18 protein-coding genes and 1 pseudogene are annotated in these 22,510 nt (G+C 69.6%); 13 read left to right on the forward strand and 6 right to left on the reverse strand.

The annotated features are described in order from the left end of the window. Positions 1 to 166: 166 nt before the first annotated feature. Positions 167 to 1,228 carry a tRNA epoxyqueuosine(34) reductase QueG gene (gene queG / locus BMY69_RS18330; protein WP_090180999.1) on the reverse strand — a complete coding sequence of 354 codons (1,062 nt, stop codon included), beginning with the start codon at positions 1,226 to 1,228 and terminating at the stop codon, positions 167 to 169. A 32-nt stretch (positions 1,229 to 1,260) separates the two neighbouring features. Between queG and BMY69_RS18335 the strand changes: the two genes are divergently transcribed. From BMY69_RS18335 to BMY69_RS18355, 5 genes are all read left to right on the forward strand, one after another. Next, positions 1,261 to 2,733: an NAD(P)H-hydrate dehydratase gene (locus tag BMY69_RS18335; RefSeq protein ID WP_090181002.1), complete on the forward strand. Its 1,473-nt coding sequence runs from the start codon at positions 1,261 to 1,263 to the stop codon at positions 2,731 to 2,733. Then, entirely contained in the window at positions 2,730 to 3,194 is a 465-nt protein-coding gene (gene tsaE, locus BMY69_RS18340) for a tRNA (adenosine(37)-N6)-threonylcarbamoyltransferase complex ATPase subunit type 1 TsaE (RefSeq protein ID WP_090181005.1), read from the forward strand. The genes BMY69_RS18335 and tsaE overlap by 4 nt, the downstream gene beginning before the upstream one ends. A 110-nt stretch (positions 3,195 to 3,304) precedes the next feature. After that, the gene (locus BMY69_RS18345; protein ID WP_090181007.1) at positions 3,305 to 4,891 is read left to right on the forward strand and encodes an N-acetylmuramoyl-L-alanine amidase; all 1,587 of its coding nucleotides are present in this window, start codon (positions 3,305 to 3,307) and stop codon (positions 4,889 to 4,891) included. A 173-nt stretch (positions 4,892 to 5,064) separates the two neighbouring features. Next, positions 5,065 to 6,912, forward strand: coding sequence for a DNA mismatch repair endonuclease MutL (mutL, locus tag BMY69_RS18350; RefSeq protein ID WP_090181010.1), 1,848 nt, complete (start codon positions 5,065 to 5,067; stop codon positions 6,910 to 6,912). 40 nt (positions 6,913 to 6,952) lie between these two features. After that, on the forward strand, positions 6,953 to 7,774 hold the full coding sequence (locus BMY69_RS18355) for a DUF1684 domain-containing protein (protein ID WP_090181013.1): 822 nt from the start codon (positions 6,953 to 6,955) through the stop codon (positions 7,772 to 7,774). A gap of 105 nt (positions 7,775 to 7,879) precedes the next feature. Here the strand turns inward: BMY69_RS18355 and BMY69_RS18360 are convergent, their stop codons facing one another. After that, on the reverse strand, positions 7,880 to 8,662 hold the full coding sequence (locus BMY69_RS18360; protein ID WP_090181016.1) for an enoyl-CoA hydratase/isomerase family protein: 783 nt from the start codon (positions 8,660 to 8,662) through the stop codon (positions 7,880 to 7,882). 154 nt (positions 8,663 to 8,816) lie between these two features. On the opposite strand from BMY69_RS18360, the gene BMY69_RS18365 reads away from it, so the two are divergent. The 3 genes and pseudogenes from BMY69_RS18365 (at position 8,817) to BMY69_RS18380 (ending at position 11,480) form a co-directional block, all read left to right on the forward strand. After that, positions 8,817 to 9,536, forward strand: coding sequence for an FKBP-type peptidyl-prolyl cis-trans isomerase (locus tag BMY69_RS18365; RefSeq protein WP_090181019.1), 720 nt, complete (start codon positions 8,817 to 8,819; stop codon positions 9,534 to 9,536). A gap of 278 nt (positions 9,537 to 9,814) precedes the next feature. After that, positions 9,815 to 10,611 (forward strand): annotated as a pseudogene (locus BMY69_RS18375) (CoA pyrophosphatase). Next, entirely contained in the window at positions 10,605 to 11,480 is an 876-nt protein-coding gene (locus BMY69_RS18380; RefSeq protein ID WP_090181023.1) for a sulfurtransferase, read from the forward strand. The pseudogene BMY69_RS18375 and the gene BMY69_RS18380 overlap by 7 nt, the downstream one beginning before the upstream one ends. A 63-nt stretch (positions 11,481 to 11,543) precedes the next feature. Here BMY69_RS18380 and BMY69_RS18385 read toward each other — a convergent pair whose 3' ends face one another. After that, positions 11,544 to 12,575, reverse strand: coding sequence for an oxidoreductase (locus tag BMY69_RS18385; protein WP_090181024.1), 1,032 nt, complete (start codon positions 12,573 to 12,575; stop codon positions 11,544 to 11,546). A gap of 97 nt (positions 12,576 to 12,672) precedes the next feature. Between BMY69_RS18385 and BMY69_RS18390 the strand changes: the two genes are divergently transcribed. Both BMY69_RS18390 and BMY69_RS18395 read left to right on the forward strand, forming a co-directional pair. After that, positions 12,673 to 14,232, forward strand: coding sequence for a POT-type proton-dependent oligopeptide transporter (locus BMY69_RS18390; RefSeq protein WP_090181026.1), 1,560 nt, complete (start codon positions 12,673 to 12,675; stop codon positions 14,230 to 14,232). Between the two features lie 56 nt (positions 14,233 to 14,288). Then, positions 14,289 to 15,095, forward strand: coding sequence for an SDR family oxidoreductase (locus BMY69_RS18395; RefSeq protein WP_090181029.1), 807 nt, complete (start codon positions 14,289 to 14,291; stop codon positions 15,093 to 15,095). 9 nt (positions 15,096 to 15,104) lie between these two features. On the opposite strand, the gene BMY69_RS18400 is transcribed toward BMY69_RS18395, so the two are convergent. From BMY69_RS18400 to BMY69_RS18410, 3 genes are read right to left on the reverse strand one after another with little or no spacing between them, the layout of a single operon-like run. Continuing rightward, positions 15,105 to 15,917: a metallophosphoesterase family protein gene (locus tag BMY69_RS18400; protein ID WP_218143222.1), complete on the reverse strand. Its 813-nt coding sequence runs from the start codon at positions 15,915 to 15,917 to the stop codon at positions 15,105 to 15,107. 2 nt (positions 15,918 to 15,919) lie between these two features. Next, complete coding sequence (locus BMY69_RS18405) at positions 15,920 to 16,867, reverse strand: diacylglycerol/lipid kinase family protein (RefSeq protein ID WP_090181038.1); 948 nt, start codon at positions 16,865 to 16,867, stop codon at positions 15,920 to 15,922. A gap of 41 nt (positions 16,868 to 16,908) precedes the next feature. Then, the gene (locus BMY69_RS18410) at positions 16,909 to 17,724 is read right to left on the reverse strand and encodes a phosphatase PAP2 family protein (protein WP_255364613.1); all 816 of its coding nucleotides are present in this window, start codon (positions 17,722 to 17,724) and stop codon (positions 16,909 to 16,911) included. A gap of 44 nt (positions 17,725 to 17,768) precedes the next feature. Between BMY69_RS18410 and BMY69_RS18415 the strand changes: the two genes are divergently transcribed. The 3 genes from BMY69_RS18415 (at position 17,769) to prpB (ending at position 22,510) form a co-directional block, all read left to right on the forward strand. Beyond that, positions 17,769 to 19,367 (forward strand): alpha/beta hydrolase, encoded by a 1,599-nt coding sequence (locus BMY69_RS18415; RefSeq protein ID WP_090181041.1) that lies wholly within the window; start codon positions 17,769 to 17,771, stop codon positions 19,365 to 19,367. Between the two features lie 172 nt (positions 19,368 to 19,539). Continuing rightward, entirely contained in the window at positions 19,540 to 21,450 is a 1,911-nt protein-coding gene (prpE, locus tag BMY69_RS18420) for a propionate--CoA ligase (protein ID WP_090181049.1), read from the forward strand. 172 nt (positions 21,451 to 21,622) lie between these two features. Next, on the forward strand, positions 21,623 to 22,510 hold the full coding sequence (prpB, locus tag BMY69_RS18425; protein WP_090181051.1) for a methylisocitrate lyase: 888 nt from the start codon (positions 21,623 to 21,625) through the stop codon (positions 22,508 to 22,510).

The raw sequence follows: 22,510 nt of genomic DNA on the forward strand, positions 1-22,510 counted from the left end.
CCCGGAGCGGAAGCGCACGAAGGTGAGGGCGCACCCACTCCACCTCACCGTCGCACCGGCGCACGCCGGTGCCCACGGCGAGGCGCAGGGACGAGCGACGCCGCTCCGGGCTCACGCCGTACGACACGGCGCCAGTCGCCTCGTTTCGGCGCGAACGCGGCCTCCGCTACCCGTGCCGCGCCAACGCCCACGCCACGTGCTCGCGCACGACCGGCGACGGATCGTCGATACGCGCGCGCAAGGCGGCCACGATGGCGTCGCTCGTGTCGGCGTTGCCGAGCCCGACGGCGATGTTGCGCAGCCACCCTTCGTAGCCCGTGCGGCGGATGGCCATGCCTTCCGTTCGCGAGAGGAACTCCTGCTCCGACCACGCGAAGAGGTCGACCAGACGTGGACCATCAAGACTGTGCCGCGGCGCGAAATCGGGCTCGGTCGCCTCCTGGGCGAACTTGTTCCAGGGGCAGATCAGCTGGCAGTCGTCGCAACCGAAGACGCGATTGCCCATCGGCTCGCGCAGTTCCACGGGAATGCTGCCCTTGAGCTCGATCGTCAGGTAGGAGATGCAACGGCGTGCATCGAGCCGATACGGCCCGACGATCGCCTGCGTCGGGCAGATGTCGATGCAACGCCGGCAGCTGCCGCAGTGCGCGCTGGCCGGCTCGTCGACGGGCAGGGGAAGGTCGGTGTAGAGCTCGCCGAGGAAGAAATACGATCCCGCGCGCTTGTTGATGAGCACCGTGTGCTTGCCGATCCATCCGAGGCCGGCGTTGCGCGCGATCGCCTTCTCCAGCACCGGGGCCGAGTCGACGTAGGCCCGGTAGCTGAAGTCGCCGACCCGCTCCTGGATGCGCGACGCCAGCTTCTGCAGGCGGTTGCGCATGACCTTGTGGTAATCGCGGCCGAGGGCGTAGCGCGCGACGTAGGCCTTGTCGCTGTCGCGGATAACCTCCCACGCGTTCGCGGTGCCGGGCGGCACGTAATCCATGCGCACGGAGACGACGCGCAACGTGCCCGGCTCCAGCTCCGCGGGGCGGCTACGACGCGTGCCATGCCGCGCCATGTAATCCATCTCGCCGTGGTGGCCCTCGGCGAGCCAGCGTTCGAGGTAGCCCTCGTCCGCGCCGAGATCGGTGCCGGCGATGCCGACATCGGCGAAGCCGAGCTCGCGCGCCCACGCCTTGATGTCGCTGGCGAGCGTGACGTAATCGATGGCGGCGGAAACGGACATGCGGCCATTGTACCGGGGCCTATAATCGGCCGATGACCGCCACCGATCCGGGCATCGCCCTCTTCACATCCGAACAGTCCCGTGCGATCGACCAGTGCGCCATCGGCGAGCTGGGCATTCCCGGTTTCGAGCTGATGACGCGCGCGGCCGCCGCGGCGTTCGCCATGTTGCGCAGGCGCTGGCCCGACGCGCGGCGCCTGCGGGTGGTGTGCGGGGCGGGGAACAATGGCGGCGACGGGTACCTCGTGGCGCGCGACGCGCTGGCCAGCGGGATGGACGTCGATCTCGTGGCGCTCGACCGCCCGCGCGGTGAGGACGCCCTTCGCGCCCGTCAGGCGTTCGAAGCGCTGGGGGGTCGCGTGCACGACGTCGCCGCCTGGGCTGCCCTCGCGTCGGCGGACGTCGTCGTCGACGGCATCTACGGCACCGGGCTCAACCGCGCTCCTGAGGGCGTGGCGAAAACGGCGATCGAAGCGATCGACACGCTGGGCGCACCGGTGCTGGCCCTCGATGTGCCCTCGGGCCTTTCGGCGGATACCGGCGATTGCCCAGGCGTGGTCGTGCGGGCGACGGCGACGGCGACCTTCATCGTGCGCAAGCGGGGGCTGCATACGCACCGGGCGGCGGTCGCGGGCGACGTCGAGCTGCATACGCTGGATCTTCCCGCCAGCATCCAGGGCGAGGCCGACGCTCATCTGCTGGCCGAGGCGCACCTGCCGCCGCGCCCGCAGGATTCCCACAAGGGGAGCAACGGGCACGTGCTGGCCATCGGCGGCGACCATGGCACCGGCGGCGCGGTCCGCATGGCCGCCGAAGCGGCCCTGCGCACGGGCGCCGGTCTCGTCAGCGTCGCCACGCGCGACGAGAACGTGCTCGCGATGAACGCCGCGCGGCCGGAACTCATGGCGCATGGCGTGAACGGGCCGCAGGCGCTCCAGCCGATGCTCGACAAGGCGTCCGTGCTCGCGCTTGGTCCGGGGCTCGGACAGGCCGCCTGGGGGCATGCGCTGTGGACGACCGCGCTCGACGCGGGCCTGCCCACGGTCCTGGACGCCGACGGCCTGAATCTTCTTCAGGCCGAGCCGCGGCCCCTGCCGGCGAGCATCGTGCTGACGCCGCACCCGGGCGAAGCCGGGCGACTGCTCGGTATTGCGACCGCCGCCGTCCAGGCGGATCGCTTCGCCGCCGCGCGCGAGCTGGCGAAGCGCTATCGCGCCGTGGTCGTGCTGAAGGGGAACGGCAGCCTCATCGCCCGACCCTCGGGCGAACTCGCCGTCTGCCCCTGGGGCAATCCGGGCATGGCCAGCGGCGGCATGGGCGACACCCTGACCGGTATCGTGGCGGGGCTGCTGGCCCAGGGCTGCGACGCTTACGAAGCGGCCTGCCTCGGCGTCGGGCTGCACGCGCGCGCCGCGGACGTGGCCGCGAGGGACGGCCAGCGCGGCCTGCTCGCGGGCGACCTGCTCGAACCCTTGCGCCGCCTCGTCAACGGAATCCCCGCATGAGCGCGATCGAACTGCACCTGCCCGACGAGGACGCGACGACCGCCTTCGGACAGCGTCTCGCCGCGACCCTTCCCGATGGACTGGTGGCCTTCCTCTACGGCGACCTCGGCGCGGGCAAGACCACGTTCGCGCGCGCGTTTCTTCGCGCGCTGGGCGTCGGCGAGCGGGTGAAGAGTCCCACCTACAGCCTGGTCGAGGGCTACGACCTCCCGGACCGACGGGCCTTCCACCTCGATCTCTACCGCATCGCCGATCCCGGCGAGCTCGAATGGCTCGGTCTCGACAGTCTCGCGGAACCGGGCGCGATCGTGCTCGTGGAGTGGCCCGAGCGCGGTGCGGGCGCACTGCCGCCGGTGGACGTGGAACTGCACTTCCGCCACGAACGGGGTGGGCGTGCCGTCCGCATCGAGCCGCGCTCCGAGCGTGGGCGCCGGCTGACGCGCGAGCTCGCCGCGATCTGACGATTTGCGGGCCATTCCTGTATGGACGTTGACGAAGTGTTCGCAGGTCTTGGATTAGCAAGGAAAAACGTCTTGCATTCAGCGTGGGCTTGCAGTTCAATTCTGAACGTATGAGGGGAATCACTAGCAAACTCGGCCTTATCGCGTGCGTGACCGCCGTCGCGGCGATGGCGCCTGCCGCCTCGCGGGCGGCCGACGTGAAGGCCGCTCGTGTCTGGGCCGGCCCGGAATACACCCGCGTCGTGTTCGATCTTTCGGGTCCGGCGACCTACAAGATGTCGCAGGGCGACACCCCGGGCAGCGTCGTGCTCGATATCGCCGGCAGTGCCATCGCGGGCGACTTCGCCGCGCCGGGCGGGCAGGGCCTCTTCAAGTCCATGACCGCCGGCAAGCAGGGCGCCGCCGCGCGCATGGTCGCGACGGTGGATCCGAAGGCCAAGCCCAAGAGCTTCCTGCTCAAGCCGGCGGGCGATTACGGCTACCGGCTCGTGCTCGACCTCTACCCTGGCGGGCAGAGCGACCCGGGCGACAACCCCGTCACCGACGATGCCCCGTCGATCGCCGATGCCAGCGCCGACGCGCCGGTCGCGACGCCGGTGCGCGCGACGCGCGGCAAGACCGTCCCGCCCGGCAAGCCCCCGCTGCTCGCCGCCGAGCGCAAGGTCGTGGTGGCGATCGACGCCGGTCACGGCGGCGAGGATCCGGGCGCGCGTGGCGCGACGGGCCTGCGCGAGAAGGACGTCACCCTGCAGGTCGCGCGCGAACTGGCCGACCAGATCAATCGCCAGCCCGGCATGCAGGCCGTGCTGACCCGCAACGGCGATTACTTCATCCCGCTCAAGCGCCGCTATCAGATCGCGCGCGAGCACAACGCCGACATGTTCGTGTCCATCCACGCGGACGCGTTCAAGAACAGCGATGCCAAGGGCTCGTCCGTCTGGGTGCTCTCGCCGCGAGGCAAGACCTCCGAAGCCGCCCGCTGGCTGGCCGATCGCGAAAACCGCGCCGACCTCGTCGGCGGCGTCTCGCTCGACGACAAGGACGACACCCTCGCCGCCGTGCTGCTGGATCTCCAGCAGGGCTACGCGATGCAGGCGAGCGAATCGATCGCGGGCAACGTGCTCAAGGCCCTGGGCCGGCTCGGTCCCACGCATCGCGGCTACGTCGAGCGCGCGAACTTCGTGGTGCTCCGTTCGCCGGACGTGCCGTCCATCCTGGTCGAGACCGCCTTCATCACGAACCCGGACGAAGAGAGGCGCCTGCGCGACGACGGCCATCGCCGCTCGCTGGCCACGGCCGTGCTCGGCGGCGTGCGCAACTACTTCGAATCGATGCCGCCACCCGGCACCTGGTTCGCCGCGCAGGCCGCGCGGCGCAACGGCACGTCGGTCGCATCGGCGGCCCCCGCCGCCGCCCAGGACGACGACGCCCCGGCCGCTCCGCCACCGCGCGCGACGCCGCCGAAGAAGGTCGCGGACAAGGTGGTCGCGAAGGCCGACAAACCCGCGCCGGCCCCCGCCAAGCCCTCCGGGCGGGCCGACGACAACGTGCGCGACGTGCACCGTGTCAACCGCGGCGAGACCCTCACCGGCATCGCGCAGCAGTACGGCGTCTCGGTCGGCGCGCTGAAGATGGCGAACAAGATGACCGACAACAACGTGCGGATCGGCACGGTCATGGTGATTCCGTCGGGCTGAGGCGCACCAGGACGGGCGTCGCCTGGTAGGAGCGCGCCCTGCGCGCGACATCTTTTGGGGCCGGGTGCTGCAGGCCCTGGCGCGTCGCGCGAAAAGCTGTCGCGCGCAGGGCGCGCTCCTACCATCTTCATCGGCTATCCTTCGTGGCTTGCAAGCCCGCAGGTCATGCCGTCATGCCCATTCGCCCGTTGCCGCCCGAGCTGATCAACCAGATCGCGGCCGGTGAAGTCATCGAACGCCCCGCTTCGGTGGTCAAGGAACTTGTCGAGAACAGCATCGACGCCGGCGCGCGCCGCATCGAAGTCGACATCGAGCAGGGTGGCGTGCGCCTCATCCGCGTGCGCGACGACGGCGGCGGCATTCCGCGCGACGAGCTGCCGTTGGCGGTGGCGTCGCACGCGACCAGCAAGATCGGCAGCTTCGACGATCTCGAGCGCGTCGCAAGCATGGGTTTCCGCGGCGAGGCGCTCGCGTCCGTGTCGTCGGTGGCGCGTTTCTCGCTGACCTCGCGCCAGGCGGGTGACGATTCGGCGTGGCGCATCGAGGTCGACGGCGGCCGCCTGATCGATCCGCGCCCGGCGCAGCATCCGCAGGGCACGACGATCGAGGTGCGCGACCTCTTCTACAACGTGCCCGCACGACGCAAGTTCCTTCGCGCCGAGCGCACGGAGTTCGCGCACATCGACGACCTGCTCAAGTCGCTGGCGCTCGCGCGCGAGGGTGTCGACATCCGCCTCAGCCACAATGGCAAGCCGGTTCGCCTGCTCAAGCCGGCGCGCGACGAGAACGCCGCGCTGGCCCGTGTCGCCGAGGTGCTCGGTCCTGAGTTCCCGGGCCAGGCGCTGCGCGTGGAGCACGAGGCCGTCGGCATGCGTCTGTCCGGCTGGGTCGGTCTGCCGACCGCGTCGCGCTCGCAGGCCGATCAGCAGTACTTCTACGTGAACGGGCGACTCGTCCGCGATCGCGTCGTCGCGCACGCGGTGCGCCAGGCGTACGCGGACGTCTTGTTCCATGGGCGGCACGCGGTGTTCGTCCTGTTTCTCGAACTGGACCCGGCGGGCGTCGACGTCAACGTGCATCCGGCGAAGAGCGAGGTGCGCTTTCGCGAACAGCGCCTCATCCATGACTTCCTCTTCCGCACGCTGCACGAGGCGCTCGCGCACACCCGCGCGGGTCACGTCGCCGCGAACGCCGATGCCGCACCCGTGGCGATGCCGTCGATGGCGGGCGCGTCGTTTGGCGGCGGTGCGCCGGTAGCCGCGTCGTACCCGGCGTGGCCGCAGGCGGCGAGCCAGTCGCGCCTGAGCCTGGGCGTGCGTGAGGAGCCGCTCGCCGATTACGCGACGTTGTTCGGCTCCGCGTCGCCGTCCTCATCGCCGCTGCCGACGACGCCATGGACGCCGCCGCCCGGCGCGGAGGCAGACGAAGCGGCCGGCGTGCCGCCGCTCGGTTACGCCATCGCGCAGCTGAAGAACATCTACGTGCTCGCGGAGAATGCGCACGGCCTCGTACTGGTGGACATGCATGCGGCGCACGAGCGCATCACGTACGAGAAGCTCAAGAATGGGCGCGTCACGGCGAATCTTCGCTCGCAGATGCTGCTCGTGCCGCTGTCGATCGCGGTCAGCGCGAAGGAAGCCGCGGCCGCCGAAGAACATGCCGAGGCGCTCGGGGAGTGGGGCCTCGAACTGTCGCGCAGCGGTCCCGGCGGTGTCGTCGTTCGCCGCATTCCTTCGCTGCTCGAAGGCGCCGACGTGAGCCAGCTCACGCGCGACGTGCTCGCCGAGCTCGCGCAGCACGGCAGTTCCCGTCGGCTGGAGGAACTCGAGAACGAGCTGCTCTCGACGATGGCCTGTCACGGTTCGGTCCGCGCCGGTCGTCGCCTCGGCATTCCCGAAATGAACGCGCTGCTGCGCGAGATGGAAGCCACCGAGCGCTCCGGTCAGTGCAACCATGGCCGCCCGACCTGGGTGCAGCTCTCGCTCGGCGAGCTCGACAGGCTGTTCCTGCGCGGTCGCTGATGGCAGCAGCGCGCGCTCCCAAGATGACTGAGGAATCTCGATGACCGACGACACCCTGGCGCAGGCGCGCGCCACGCGACTTGCCCGGCTGACGGCGCCGGATGGCTGGCTCAGCCTCATCGGTTTCGACTGGCTGGCGGAAGGTCCGCAGCGCGTCGGCAGTGCCCCGGACAACGACATCGTGCTGGCCGCGGGGCCCGCGCACGTAGGCACGATCGTGCTTGCCGCCGACGGGACGACGACGCTCGAGGTCGAACCCGGCGCCGGCGTGCTCGTCGACGGTCGCGAGGTCGCCCATGCCACGCTGCTCGACGACGCCGCGGGCCGCACGCCCACGGAAGTACGCTTCGGCACGGCGCGCCTTTTCGTCATCCTGCGCGACGGACGCAAGGCGCTGCGCGTGCGCGACGAACAGGCGGAAACACGTACGCGCTTCGCTGGCCTCGAGCACTTTCCCGACGACGCGTCGTGGCGCGTCGTCGCCGACTGGGTGCCGTTCGATCCACCGCGCGATCTCGCATTCGGCACGGTGCTCGGCACCATCGAGACGGAAAAGGTGCCCGGCAAGGCGGTGTTCGAGCGCGACGGCCGCACGTTCGAACTCATGCCCATCCAGGAGACGCCGGATGCGCTGTTCTTCGTTTTCGCCGACGGCACGTCGGGTAAGGAAACCTATGGCGCGGCGCGCTTCCTCGACACGGCGCTGCCGCGCGACGGCAAGCTCGTGATCGATTTCAACGAAGCGCGCAATCCGCCGTGCGCGTTCACGCCGTACGCGACGTGCCAGCTCGCGCCGCCCGAGAACCGGCTCGACGTACGGGTCGAGGCCGGCGAGCTGAAGTACCGGGGCGGGTCGCACTGAGGCGAGCACCCATCGCCGATACGATCGGCTCCCACGGAATGGCTCCTACCGAAGGGTGGGAGCCGATCGCATCAGCGATCCCCGCGTAGCGGGGCCGGGTGCCGGTTACGTTCCCTGGAACGTCGGCTTGCGCCGTTCCAGGAACGCGCTGGTGCCCTCGCGCATGTCGTCGGTGGAGAACGCGATCGCGAAACCCTGCGTCTCGAACGCGAGGCCCTGATCGATCGCGCATTCGCCGCCTTCGATGACGGCGTCGAGGATGCCCTTGAGGGCGAGGGGCGCGGCGGCGGCGAGCTGGTCGGCCATGGCGTCGACGCCGGCGTCCAGTTCATCCGCCGCGACGACGCGCGTCACGAGGCCGAGCCGTTCGGCACGCGCCGCGTCGATCTGGGCGCCGAGCAGGCACAGTTCCAGCGCGGCGCCGCGTCCGGTCAGTCGGGTCAGGCGCTGCGTGCCGCCGAAACCGGGAATCAGGCCGAGACCGATCTCCGGCTGGCCGAATCGCGCCTTGTCGCTGGCGACGCGCAGGTGGCACGCCATGGCCAGTTCCATGCCGCCGCCGAGGGCGTATCCGTGGATCTTGGCGATCACCGGCTTGCCGAGGCGCTCGATGGTGAGCATCAGCTCCTGGCCGGCGCGCGACGCCGCCTGCGCCTTGACCGGCGACCAAGCCGTCATCTCGGAGATGTCGGCGCCGGCGACGAACGCCTTCTCACCCGCGCCCGCCAGCACCACGACACGCACCGCGTCGTCCTGCGCCGCCTGGCGGAAGGCCATCGTCAGCTCGCCGATCGTCTCGCGGTTCAGCGCGTTGAGCTTGTCGGGGCGATTGACGGTGATCGTGCGGACCGCGCCGCGGTCGGCGGTGGCGAGGGTGCGAAAGGCCATGAGGGTTCCTGGCGGGGAAGGGCGAGGAGCCGGATGGTAGCAGGGGGCGGGGAACCTTTACCCCCTGTCGGGCGTCTCATGGCGTACGGGCGGGCCGCGTGCCGATGGACTATCCTCCACGCACGCCCAAGGTTCCGGGTTCACGGAGAACGGGATGTCACCCTTGCGTTTCCTGGTCATGTCGCTCGCGTTGTCGCTCGTCGCGGCGGCCGCATCGGCGCAATCCGCGCCCACGCCGCCCGCGTCGGGAGCCCCGGCGATCGACAAGACCAGGCTTTCCTATGCGATCGGCTACCAGATCGGCACGCAGTTCGCGAACAGCGCGCAGCCGGATGTCGACATCGCCGTCCTCGTGAAGGCGCTGCAGGATGGCTACGCGAAGCGGCCGCCGGGTGTGCCGGTGGACGTCATGCAGCAGCAGCTGGTGAACTTCGACGCGAAGGTGCAGCGCGACTCCGTCGTGGAATTCCGCCGTGTCGCCGCCGACAATGCCCGGCGCAGCGCCGCCTTCCTCGCGCGCAATCGCACGCGCCCGGGCGTGATCACATTGCCGTCGGGCATCCAGTACGCCGTGCTAGCGAAAGGCAGCGGGCGTCAGGCGCAGGTCACCAGCACCGTCGTGGTCAATTATCGCGGCGCGCTGATCGACGGTACCGAATTCGACAGCTCGTACGCGCACGGCAAGCCCGTCACGTTCACGGTCAATCGCGTGATTCCGGGTTGGCAGGACGTCATCCCGCGCATGCGCGTGGGCGATCGCTGGAAAGTCGTCATTCCGCCCGGTCTCGCGTACGGCGAGCGCGGCGAGCTGCCGCGCATCGGGCCGAACGAGGCGCTGGTGTTCGAGATCGAACTGATGGATATCCGGCAGTGACGGCGGCGAAAGCCGATGTGACGCGCTGGCGATAACCGATCGCCTCGCGGTGGATCCCGGCGTGCGCCGGGATGACGGCACGGCTGGCCGACACGCGCGCACATCCCCACCGTCGCACCGGCCTACGCTGGCACGACGGCACGGCTTGCCGACGTGCTTCACCGTTGTCCTCACCGTCACCCCGGCGTACGCCGGGGTCCACGGCCCCGGTGTCCGGCCGTGCGAGAGCGCCCCTTCGCCCGTGCTTCGCGACGCGACGCGCTAGAATGCCCGACGCCATGCCCATCGCGCCTTCGCTCACCCTCCCGCTTTCTCCCTGCACCGGCGTGTGCCGCCTCGACGCGCGCGGCCTGTGCATGGGCTGCCTGCGCACGGGCGACGAGATCGCGCGCTGGACGTCGATGACCGACGCGCAGAAGCGCTGGCTGATGGACGATGTCCTGCCGGGCCGCGAGGCGCAGTCGGAATGACCGACGACATGCTCGCCCGGCTTCGCGGTGCGCTGCTTCCGCTGGAGGCGCCGCCCGGTCCGCGCGGGTGGAACCACGACGACATGGCGGAGCTGATCGGCGAAGGTCCGCGGCGACGCGCGGCGGTGCTGATCGGCATCCGCGACGATCGCGAACAGAACGTGCTGCTCACGCTGCGCACCGACACCCTGCAGCAGCATGCGGGGCAGGTCGCGTTTCCCGGTGGGCGTGTGGAACCCGACGACGTGGACGTCGTCGCGACCGCCTTGCGCGAAAGCCACGAGGAGATCGGCCTCGACGCGTCGATGGTCACGCCGCTGGGTTTCCTCGAGAGCTTCGAAACGATCAGCGGCTACACGGTCACGCCGGTCGTCGCGCGCGTCGCCGCCGACGCGTCGCTGAAGCCCGACCCCGGCGAGGTGGCCGAAGTGTTCGAGGTACCGTTCGCGTTCTTCATGGACCCGGCGAACCTGCGTCGCTACACGATGGATTTCCGCGGTCACCCGCGCGACATGGTCGAGTTCCTCCACGCGGGGTATCGCATCTGGGGCGTGACGGCGGCCATCCTGTTCAACCTGCTCAAGCGGATGGGACACCCATGCTGATTTCGCGCACGCTGATCGACGCCACGACCGCCAGCCGTCTGCCCGCGCACGACGTGCTCTTCGTCGACACCCGTTTCGATCTCACCCAGCCCGGCGGCCGCGATCCCGGCAAGGGCGACCAGGACTATGCGCTCTCGCACATCCGCGGCGCCGTGCGCGCGGATCTCGACCGCGACCTCGCCGACATGGCGACGCCTTCCAACGGCCGGGGCAGGCACCCGCTTCCCGACGCCGCGTCGTTTTCCGCGTGGCTTGCGCGCGCCGGCTGGCGTCCCGACCTGCAGGTCGTCGCCTATGACGCGGCGGGAGGTTCGCTGGCCGCGGCTCGCTTCTGGTGGCTCGCGCGCCTCGCGGGCCTCGACAACGTCGCCGTGCTCGACGGCGGCTGGCCCGCATGGATCGCCGCCGGGCTTCCCGTCGACAACGCGGTGCCGGTGCGCGAGGCGACCGCGGTGCACGTCGCGTTCGACGCGGCCGGCACGGTGTCCGCCGACGAACTCGCCGAAGGCGTGGCGGCGGGCCGTCTCGTGCTGCTCGACGCGCGCGCGGCGCCGCGCTTTCGCGGCGAGGTCGAGCCGCTGGACCCGGTCGCGGGTCACGTGCCCGGCGCGCGCAACCGCCCGTTCTCGGACAACCTCGAGGCCGACGGCACATTCCGTCCGGCGGAAGCCCTGAAGCAGGCGTTCCGCTCGCTGATCGGCCCGCACGACCCCGCCGACGTCGTGCACATGTGCGGCTCCGGCGTCACCGCCTGCCACAACCTGCTGGCGATGGAGTACGCCGGCCTGTGCGGCTCGCGTCTCTACGCGCCGTCGTGGAGCGGTTGGGTGAGCGACGCGTCGCGCGGTGTCGCGACGGGCGACACCTGACGCATCGGCTCCCGCCTTTCACCGAAGGGGTGGGAGCCGATCGTATCGGCGATACAACTCGCCTCAGAGCACGACGGTGCGACGCTCCCGCGCGCTGATCTGCGCCGCCTCGATCACGCGAATCACGTCGCGCGCCTCGCGGGCGTCGACAGGCAACGCCGAGCCATCGCGGATCGCCGAAGCCACCTCGTCGTAGAACGCGGTGTAGCGCCCCGGCAGCGTGTCGATCGTGGCGACCGTGCCGTCGGCGTCGGTGAATCGTCCGAACAGCGCGGGATCGTCGTCGCCCCAGCCTTCGCCGCCTGGCCGGCGACCTTCGCGCAACGCCGCCTCCTGGCCGTCGATGCCGTGCTTCACGAAGCTTCCGCCGTCGCCATGCACGAGGTAGCGGGGGCCCGGATCGCGCACCAGCACCGAGGCGTGCAGCACCGCGCGCCGCGTGCCGTAGTCGAGCACCAGGTGGAAATAATCGTCGGCCTTCGCCGCCGCGCGCTGCCGTGTCACATCGGCGGTGATCGCGCGCGGCATGCCGAACAGCACCAGCGCCTGGTCGATCAGGTGGGCGCCGAGGTCGTAGAGGAGGCCGGAGCCGGGGACGTCGGTCTCCCGCCAGCCCGCCTTGATCTCCGGACGGAAGCGGTCGAAGTGGGCCTCGTAGTACGCGACCTCGCCGAGCCGTCCGTCGTCGACGAGGCGCCGCACGGTCAGGAAGTCGTTGTCCCAGCGACGGTTCTGGAACACGGTCAGGCGGCGGTCCAGCCGCTCCGCGAGCGCGATCAGCGCTTCGGCCTCGGCGGCCTCGAGCGTGAACGGCTTGTCGACGACGACGTGCTTCCCGGCCTGCAACGCTTCGCGCGCCAGCCCGGCGTGGGTGTCGTTGGGCGTGGCGATCACCACGAGCTCGATGCCGGGATCGGCCAGCAGCGATTGAGCATTTTCGTAGGCCCGGGCTTCGGGGAAGTCCCGCTGGATGTCGTCCGCCCGCCGGCTGGCGATGGCGGTCAGGCGGAGGCCCGGGGCGGCGGCGATCAGGGGCGCATGGAAGACGGCGCCCGCCGTGCCATAGCCGATGAGGCCGGTGGGAATCGGTTGCATGGTCGTTCCGCGTGGTGACATGCCGGCAAGGGTAGCGCGGGGCGCCTGATCGTTTCGTTTAGGATCGTGCGGTTCGACGCCACCTTAACGACGACGCATGACCGCCACCGACCTAGACGCCACGCGACCCGCCCGGCTGCCCCGCCAGATTCCCTACATCGTGGGCAACGAGGGGTGCGAGCGCTTCTCCTTCTACGGCATGCGCAACATCCTCACGCCGTTCCTCGTGACGTCGCTGCTGATGTATCTGCCGGAAGCGGAGCGACCGGGCGCGGCGAAGGACGTGTTCCACACGTTCGTCATCGGCGTCTATTTCTTCCCGCTGCTGGGTGGCTGGCTCGCCGATCGCTGGTTCGGCAAGTACAACACCGTGCTGTGGCTGAGCCTGCTGTATTGCGTGGGCCATGCGTGCCTCGCGATCTTCGAGCACAGCGTCGCCGGTTTCTACACGGGGCTGGCGCTGATCGCGCTCGGCGCGGGCGGGATCAAACCCTGCGTCTCGGCCTTCGTCGGCGACCAGTTCGACGAGAGCAACCGGAAACTCGCGAAAGTCGTGTTCGACGCGTTCTACTGGATGATCAACGTCGGCTCCTTCTTCGCCTCGCTGCTGATGCCGTACTTCCTGCGCCACTACGGGGCGGCGGTGGCGTTCGGCATTCCCGGCGTGCTGATGTTCGTCGCCACGCTCGTGTTCTGGAGCGGCCGGCGGCATTACGTCATGGTGCCGCCCACGCAGGGCGACCCGCACGGCTTCCTGAAGGTCGTTCGCACCGCGTTGCTGGCGCATGCGCCCGGGCAGGGACGGCCCGGCCTCGTCGTCACGTCGCTCGCGTTCGTGCTGGCCGCGGCGTCGCTCGCCCTGACGCCCGCGCTGGGCATCGTCGCCGCGCTCTGCCTCGCGCTCGTCTGCGTGCTTGGTGGTGTCGGCATCGGCGCGCGCATGCAGCTGGAGCGGGCGCGGGGCGCGCATCCCGACGAGGCCATCGACGCCGTGGCCGTCGTGTTGCGCGTGCTGCTCGTGTTCGCGCTGGTCACGCCGTTCTGGTCGCTGTTCGATCAGAAGGCGTCCACGTGGGTGCTCCAGGCCAACGCGATGGTGGCCCCCGACTGGCTGCACCCGGCGCAGATGCAGGCGGTGAATCCCGCGCTCGTGCTGATCCTCATTCCGTTCAACAACCTCGTCGTGTACCCGATGCTGCGTCGCTTCGGCATCGAGCCGACCGCGCTGCGCCGCATGACCGTCGGCATCGCGCTCGCCGCGGTGGCCTGGGTGATCGTGGGTGCGATCCAGCTGGCGATCGACGGCGGCGACGCGGTCTCGATCGCGTGGCAGCTCGTTCCCTACGCGTTCCTGACGATGGGCGAGGTGCTCGTGTCGGCCACCGGCCTGGAGTTCGCGTACAGCCAGGCGCCACCGTCCATGAAGGGCACGCTGATGAGCTTCTGGACCTTGAGCGTCACCGTCGGCAACCTGTGGGTGCTGCTGGCGAACGCCGGCGTGCGCAACGACGCCGTGCTCGCCGGCATCGCCGGTACCGGCATGGGCGCGACGGCGTTCCAGATGTTCTTCTTCGCCGCGTTCGCGGGGTTGGCGGCGCTGGTGTTCGGTCTCTACGCGCGGCGCTATCGCGAAGTGGATTACTACCGGCCCGCGTGACGTTTCCTCCACGGCGCCGCGTGGAGCATCCATGGGTCCCCCACCGGAGCCCTCCCATGGTCGCGCCAAAGCATGCGTCGCCCGTTCCCACCGCGTCCATCGGCGAATGGCCGGGCAAGGTCGTCCTCGTCACCGGCGGTGCGCAGGGCATCGGCAAGGGCATCGCCGAGGCCGTCCTGGCCGCCGGCGGCAGCGTGCTCATCGGCGATCTCGACGCGGAAGCGGGAAAGGCCTGCCTGGACGAGTGGAACGTGCCGGACCGTGCCGCGTTCCTGGTGCTCGACGTGTCGAAGGAGGCGAGCGTGAAACGCTTCGTCGCGGGTGCGCTGAAGCGTTTCGGCCGCATCGACGGACTGGTCAACAACGCCGGCATCGCCGATCCGGTCACGGGGCCGCTGGAGAACCTCGACTGGAACGAATGGAAACGACGCATCGATACGAACCTCGGTGGCGCGTTCCTCTGCTGCAAGCATGCGCTGCCCGAATTGAAAAAGCGCAACGGCGCCGTCGTCAACATCGCGTCCTCGCGCGCGCATCAATCCGAGCCCGATACCGAAGCCTACGCCGCGAGCAAGGGCGGCATCGTCGCCTTCACCCATGCGCTTGCGATCAGCGCGGGACCCGTGCGCGTCAACGCGATCGATCCCGGCTGGATCGTCGTCGACGACTGGAAGAAGCCCTCCGATCGACGCAAGCCGAAGCTCTCCGCCGCCGACCACGCGCAACACCCTGTCGGTCGCGCCGGCGTGCCGCCCGACATCGGCGCGCTCGCGGTGTTCCTACTCTCGTCGCAGGCCGGCTTCATCACCGGCGAGAACATCACGGTCGATGGCGGGATGACGCGGAAGATGCAGTACGTCTGATTCGAGTACCTACGGCGATGTGTACCGGGCGAGCGGCACCGAGGTCCTCGCCCCGGCCACGAACCGCTTCGCCGATTCGTCGTAATCCCACTGCTCGACGACGCACACCGAGCGGTCCTGTTGGGGATCGTGGTGCAGCGCGTGGAACGAATTGCTGATGCCTTCGCGGATGCGCGTCGACAGCGCCGTGCCCGCCTGCACGGACCATAGCTCGCTCGCGAGCTTGCGTGCCTCGTTGTTCAGCGGCCGCACGTAGGGCAGGTGGATGTGGCCGCCCAGCACGAGGTCGGCACCCGCGGCGGCCCATGCGGCGATGGCGGCTTCGCGGTTGATCAGCAGGTTTTCGACGTCCTTCTCGCGGATCACGTGTACCGGCTGGTGCGTCACGACGATGCGCAGCTGCGCGTCCGTCGCGTCGCGAAGCCGTCGGCTGACGCGTTCGATCTGCGCGTCCGATACCTCGCCGTTCTTGTGGCGCTTCGCCCGGACGGTGTTGACGCCGATCGCGAGGATGCCGTCGCTTGCGAACGTGGGCTCGAGGTCGTGGCCGAACACGCGGGCGAATTCGCCGAAGGGCGAGAAGGCGCGGGCGACGACGTTGAAGAGCGGTACGTCGTGGTTGCCGGGGATGACCAGCGTCGGGCGGGCGTAGGCGTCGATGAAGCGCCTCGCCGCTTCGAACTGGGCGCGCCGTGCGCGCTGCGTCACGTCGCCGGACAGGATCACGAGTTCCGGCGCCAGCGCGACGATGGTGTCGTGCAGTGCGGTGACGACCTCGGCGCGTTCCGTCCCGAAGTGCGGGTCGGAGATCTGCACGATCACGCTCAACCCGGATCCTCCCCGGGCTGGCGCGCGCGGTCGGTGAGCAGGCGCAAGGGGCGCGGCGCGGCGCGGAAGACGATGGGCGGATCGAGCCAGACGATTTCGCCATCGACCGCCACCTTGATCGCATGACGGTGATGCTTCGGCGTCACGCGGATCTCGCGGAACGGAAAGCTCACGGCCTTCTCGGCATCGCCGAGCTTGCCCAGCGCGCCACGCAGGATGAGGCCGAGCATCGCCAGGCGTCCGATCGGCTTGAGCACGAGGCCGGCGAGCACTCCCTCGTTGCGGTGGACGGCCTCCGCCTCCGGCAGGCCGATTTTTTCCAGCTGCAGGGCGTTGTTACCCACGAAGAGGGTGGGCGTGCGCAGGTGCCGCGTTTGTTCGCCGTCGGTGACCTCGATGCGCAGGGGGCGATAACCGCGCATCATCGTGGCGAGGCCCGACCAGAGCGCGACGATGCGATGGCGACCGAAGCGCTGCTTCCAGGCTTCGCGGTCTTCGAGCACCTGCGGATACAGTCCGAGGCTGCCGTTCACGAGGAACACCCGGTCGTTGACCATGCCGATCTGGGCATCGGACGGCGTCGCGCGCACGAGCGCTTCCGCGGCTTCGCGCGTCTCGGTCGGGATGCCGTGCGTGCGCCCGACGAAATTGAACGTGCCCTGCGGCAGCACGCCCATGAGGAGATCCTCCTCCCACGCGGTGCCCGCGACGCAGTTGATCGTGCCGTCGCCGCCGGCGGCGACGATCGCGCCGCCTTCGGCCTTCGCGTACGCCGCGGCCTCGCGCACCACGGTCTTGATGTCGCGGCTGCCGTCGATGGGAAAGAACCGGTGGGTGCGGCCGGCGGCGTCGAGCACCGACGCGATCTCGGCCTGCGCCTCGTCGGCTTCGCGGCTTCCGGAGCCGGTATTGATCACGATGGCGAACGAGGTGGGCTGGGTCATGCGGCACAAGGAAGCATCCGTGCCGTCACGACCGCATGAAATCACTGGACGGCGCGGCGGCCCTCGCGCAGGCGCAGGTACTCCGCGCTGCCTGCGCACAGCGTGACCCAGGCCAGGCCGGTCGCGTAGCCGGCCATCACGTCGCTGAAATAATGCACCTGCAGGAGGATCCGGCTGATCCCGACCAGCGTGATCATCGCCACGCAGGCGATCACGATGGGGCGGTGCCAGCGGGCGGGGCAGAGCACCAGCAGCACGTAGCCGAGCATGCCATAGAAGACCATCGAACCCGAGGCGTGGCCGCTGGGAAAGCTGTAGCTGTGCTCGACGATGAAGCCGTGGTCGTGCAGCGGGCGTTCCCGCTGGAACCAGGCCTTGAGCGCGCCGTTGATCAACGCCGTGCCCACCAATGTGGCGACCCAGGTCACCGCCAGCCGGTAATGCCGGCGCAGCAGCAGGCCCACGAAAACGAGGAACGTGGCGATGCCGAGCACCAGTCCGTCGCCGGCGTGGGTCACCACGGCGATGCCGCGGAGGACAGGCAACGGCATGTTCGCCCGCAGGTCGCGCGCGAGGTTGGCGTCGAATACCGTGAGACCCGCCGCGCCCCTGACTTCCACCGCGATGGCGGTGGCGATCGTCAGCATCGCCACCACGATGGCCAGCACGGTCATCGGCCGGAGCAGGCTGCGCGCCGCGGCGTCCAGGCCCTCGCGGCGGCGCACGGCGCGTCGCCAGGCCACGTCGGCACCCACGAGCGTCGCGGCGAGCAGCGTCGCCCACAGGGTCAGGGCATGGCGGCTGATCCACTCCGCGTCCATTTCGCTCGGTCCTCGTCTCGTGGCAGGATCGGCCATGTTGCCACGCCGCGCGTCCGCGGCCCGAGAAGGGGATCCACACGATGAACGTCACGCTTGCCCGCGCGACCCTTGCGCTCGCGCTTCTCGCCGCGGGGCTCCCCGCCGCCCACGCCGACGACGCGCCGCTCGCGCATCGCATCGTCCGCGTGTCGCTCGACGGTGCCACGGACAAGGGCACGTCGGGCCGGCTGCTCCTGTTCGCCGCGCCCGCGTCCGCGGCGAAGGACGGCAAGCTGGACGAAGTGGACACGAATCCGTTCCAGCCCAAGGCGGTGTCGGTCGCGGGGCGCGAGGTGAGCTGGATCGCCCCCGGCCAGTCGGTGGACATCGACACGGACGGCGAAGCGTTCCCGGCCGGGTTTTCCACGCTGCCGCCGGGCGATTACCTCGTGCAGGCCGTGCTCGATGTCGGCAACGACTACAACTACCACGGCCGCCACGCGGGCGACTTGATCAGCGACGTGACGCCCGTGAAGCTGACCCCTGGCGGCAGCGTGCCGGTGCTGAAGCTGACGAAGACGGTGCCCGCGAAGGATCCCTGGGACCTGCCGCCGCAGGCGCCGAAGGACGTGCGGGACGCCGCGCCGGAGGCGCGCAGGCACGCGCACGCCGAGGTGTTCCAGAGTCCCTCGCTCACGGCCTTCATGGGCCGCCCGGTATCGATCCGCGCCTGGGTGCTCACGCCGCCCGGCTATGATCCGAACGGCAGCACGCGCTACCCGGTGGCGTACGTCACCCACGGCTTCGGCGGCGGTTTCGACCGCTTCACCGGCAACATCGCGTTCCTCTGGCACGCGATGACGAAGAAGGACATGCCGCCGATGATCTGGGTGCTGCTGGACGAGTCCGGCCCCACCGGCACGCACGAGTTCGCCGATTCCGTGAACAACGGTCCCTGGGGCCAGGCCCTCACCACCGAATACATCCCGTGGCTGGAAGGCCGTTACAGGATGGACGGCAAGGCGAGCGGCCGGTTCCTCAACGGCCACTCGTCGGGTGGCTGGGCGACGCTCTGGTTGCAGACGCGCTATCCGAAGGTGTTCGGCGGCACATGGTCGACCTCGCCCGACCCGAGCGACTTCCACGACTTCACCGGCATCGACCTCTATGCCGCGAACGCCAACGCCTATCGCAAGGCCGACGGCAGCGTGAACCCGCTGGTGCGCGACAAGGGCAAGGTGATCGCCACGTTCGAGACGTTCGCGAAGCTGGAGCGCGTGCTGGGTGCCTACGGCGGCCAGCTGGCATCGTTCGAATGGGTGTTCTCGCCGCGCGGCAAGGATGGCCGCCCCGAGCCGATGTTCAACCGCGACACGGGCGCGGTCGATGCGGACGTGGCCGCCTACTGGCGCGAGCACTACGACATTTCTCAGCGGGTGAAGACGCACTGGCCCGAACTGAAGCCCGATCTCGACGGCAAGATCCACCTGATCGTCGGCACCGCCGATACGTTCTACCTCGACGGGTCGGCGCACCTGTTCAAGGGCACGCTCGACGAGCTGCACGCGAAGAGCGATTTCCGTTTCCTGCCGGGCCGCACGCACTTCGATCTCTACGCCGAGGGCGACGACAAACAGGCGCTGCTGAAGAAGATCGCGTGGGAGATGTACGGCGTGGCTCGGCCGGGGCAAGGCAAATAGGTCGCGTGCCTGTGCCGTGAATCCCACCCTCCGATAGCAGCCTGGCTGCCGAAGGGTGGGAGCCGGTCGCCTCGGCGATGTGGCTGCCGCAGCTCTCATGTTCGACCAAAGTGCAACGGAGTCGGCGGGCTGCGTGATCTAGGCTGATCGCACACTGCACGAGGTGATCCGCATGCGCTACGAAGACGCCTGGCGACGCTCGGTCGACGACCCGGAAGGCTTCTGGGGCGAGCAGGCGAAGCTGATCCACTGGGAGACGCCACCCGCGCGCATCCTCGATGCGACGCATCCGCCGTTCCGCCGCTGGTTCGTGGGTGGCACGACCAACCTCTGCCACAACGCGGTGGATCGCCACCTGGACACGCGCGGCGACCAGCTCGCCATCGTCGCGGTGTCCACCGAGACGAACACGACGCGCGAGATCACGTACCGCGAACTGCATCGCGAGGTGAACGCGTTCGCCGCGATCCTGGTGTCGCTCGGCGTCGGACGGGGCGACCGTGTCGTCATCTACCTGCCCAACATCGCGGAAGCCACGTTCGCCATGCTCGCGTGCGCGCGCATCGGCGCCATCCATTCGGTGGTGTTCGGCGGCTTCGCGGCGCACAACCTCGCGCTGCGCATCGACGATGCGGGGCCCGCGCTGCTGATCTGCGCCGACGCCGGCATGCGCGGCGGCAAGGTCATCCCCTACAAGCCGCTCGTGGATGCGGCGCTGCGCGAGGCGAACGCCGCACCGGCGCACGTGCTCGTCGTCGACCGTGGCCTCGATCCCGCGATGGAGCGGCAACCGGGACGCGACCTGGATTACGCGACCCTGCGCGAACGGCATCTCGACACCGACGTACCCGTCGTCTGGCTCGAATCCAACGAGCCGAGTTACCTGCTCTACACCTCCGGCACCACGGGCAAGCCGAAGGGCGTGCAGCGCGACGTCGGCGGTCATGCGGTGGCGCTGGCGCTGTCCATGACGACCATCTTCGACCTGCGCCCCGGGCAGACCATCCTGTGCACGTCCGACGTCGGCTGGGCGGTCGGGCATTCGTACAACGTCTACGGGCCGCTGATCGGCGGCTGCACGGCGATCCTCTACGAGGGCGTCCCGACCTCGCCGGACCCCGGCATCTGGTGGCGCCTGTGCGAGACCTACGGCGTGCGCACGATGTTCTCGTCGCCCACGGCGATCCGTCTGCTGAAGAAACAGGACGCCGCGTGGCTCTCGCGCTACGACCTCTCCGCCCTGAAATGGATCTTCCTCGCGGGCGAGCCGCTCGACCGTCCGACGTACGAGTGGCTCACCGCCGGCACGGGCAAGACGGTGATCGACAACTACTGGCAGACGGAGACCGGCTGGCCCGCGCTGTCGCTGATGCCCGGGCTCGACCTGAAACCCGTGAAGCCGGGCTCGCCCGGGTTCCCCACGTTCGGCTACCGCATGCGCGTGATCGACGAAGCCACGGGCGAGGAGAAACCGGCGGGGGAAAAGGGCGTGCTGGTGATCGAGCCGCCCCTGCCGCCGGGATGCCTGACCACGATCTGGCGCGACGACGAGCGTTACCGGCGAAGCTACTTCGGACACTTCAGCGAGTGCCTGTACAGCTCGCTCGACTGGGCCGTGCGCGACGCCGACGGCTACTTCTTCATCCTCGGACGCACCGACGACGTCATCAACGTCGCGGGGCACCGGCTGGGCACCCGCGAGATCGAGGAATCGGTGGCGTCCCTCGGTGCCGTCGCCGAGGTGGCGGTCGTGGGCATCGTCGACGAGCTGAAGGGGCAGGTGCCCGCCGTGTTCGCCACGCTCAGGCAGGGCGTGACCGACGACCCCCGCGACGTCGCGCGGGCGATGGAGCGCCGGGTGGTCGAACTGCTGGGGAGTCTCGCGCGGCCGGCCTGCGTCTACGTCGTCGGCGCGCTGCCGAAGACACGGTCCGGCAAGCTGTTGCGGCGGTCGCTGCAGGCGCTGATCCAGGGCACCGATCCCGGCGATCTGTCGACCCTCGACGATCCGAACGCGCTGGACGAGGTGCGCCGGGCGATCCTGCGCGGGCCCGATTGCGGCGCAAGGCGGGCGCAGCCGTAGGAGCGCGCCCAGCGCGCGACAGCCTTTGGGGCCGTGAGCATCAGGGCCTGATGCGCATCGCGAAGAGCTGTCGCGCGCAGGGCGCGCTCCTACCTCTACGGGCTCTCCCGCGACGCAGCAAGGCCTGCCGACGCCACTACGCTAAAATGCCTCCCTTTACGCGGAGAGTTCCATGGCACAGCACCCCTCGGCCGGCGCGCGTTTCCGGGCCGCCCTCGCGGCCGAACAGCCGCTGCAGGTCATCGGCGCGATCAACGCGAACCACGCGCTGCTGGCGAAACGGGCCGGGTTCCGCGCCATCTACCTCTCCGGCGGCGGTGTCGCGGCCGGTTCGCTCGGCCTGCCGGACCTGGGCATCAACACCCTCGACGACGTGCTCACCGACGTCCGCCGCATCACGGACGTCTGCGACCTTCCGCTGATGGTCGACATCGACACGGGCTTCGGTCCGAGCGCGTTCAACATCGCGCGCACGGTCAAGAGCCTGATCAAGTTCGGCGCCGCGGCCTGCCACATCGAGGATCAGGTCGGCGCGAAGCGCTGCGGTCACCGCCCGGGCAAGGAAATCGTCACCACCGAGGAAATGGCCGATCGCGTCAAGGCGGCGGCCGACGCGAAGACCGATCCGGACTTCTTCCTCATCGCGCGCACCGATGCGATCGCGGTGCAGGGCGTGGATGCCGCCATCGAGCGCGCCATCGCCTGCGTCGAGGCCGGCGCGGACGCGATCTTCGCCGAGGCGGCCTACGACCTGCCGACGTACAAGCGATTCGTCGATGCCGTGAACGTGCCGATCCTCGCCAACATCACCGAATTCGGCCAGACGCCGCTGTTCAGCACCGAGGAACTCGGCAGCGTCGGCGTCGGCATCGTGCTGTATCCGCTTTCCGCGTTCCGCGCCATGAACAAGGCCGCCGAGAACGTCTACACCGCCATCCGCCGCGACGGTCACCAGCGCAACGTCATCGACACGATGCAGACGCGCGAGGAACTCTACGACCGCATCGGTTACCACGCTTACGAACGCCATCTCGACGAACTGTTCTCCAAGAAGGTTTAA

Source organism: Luteibacter sp. UNC138MFCol5.1 (assembly GCF_900110505.1).
Classification (GTDB): domain Bacteria; phylum Pseudomonadota; class Gammaproteobacteria; order Xanthomonadales; family Rhodanobacteraceae; genus Luteibacter.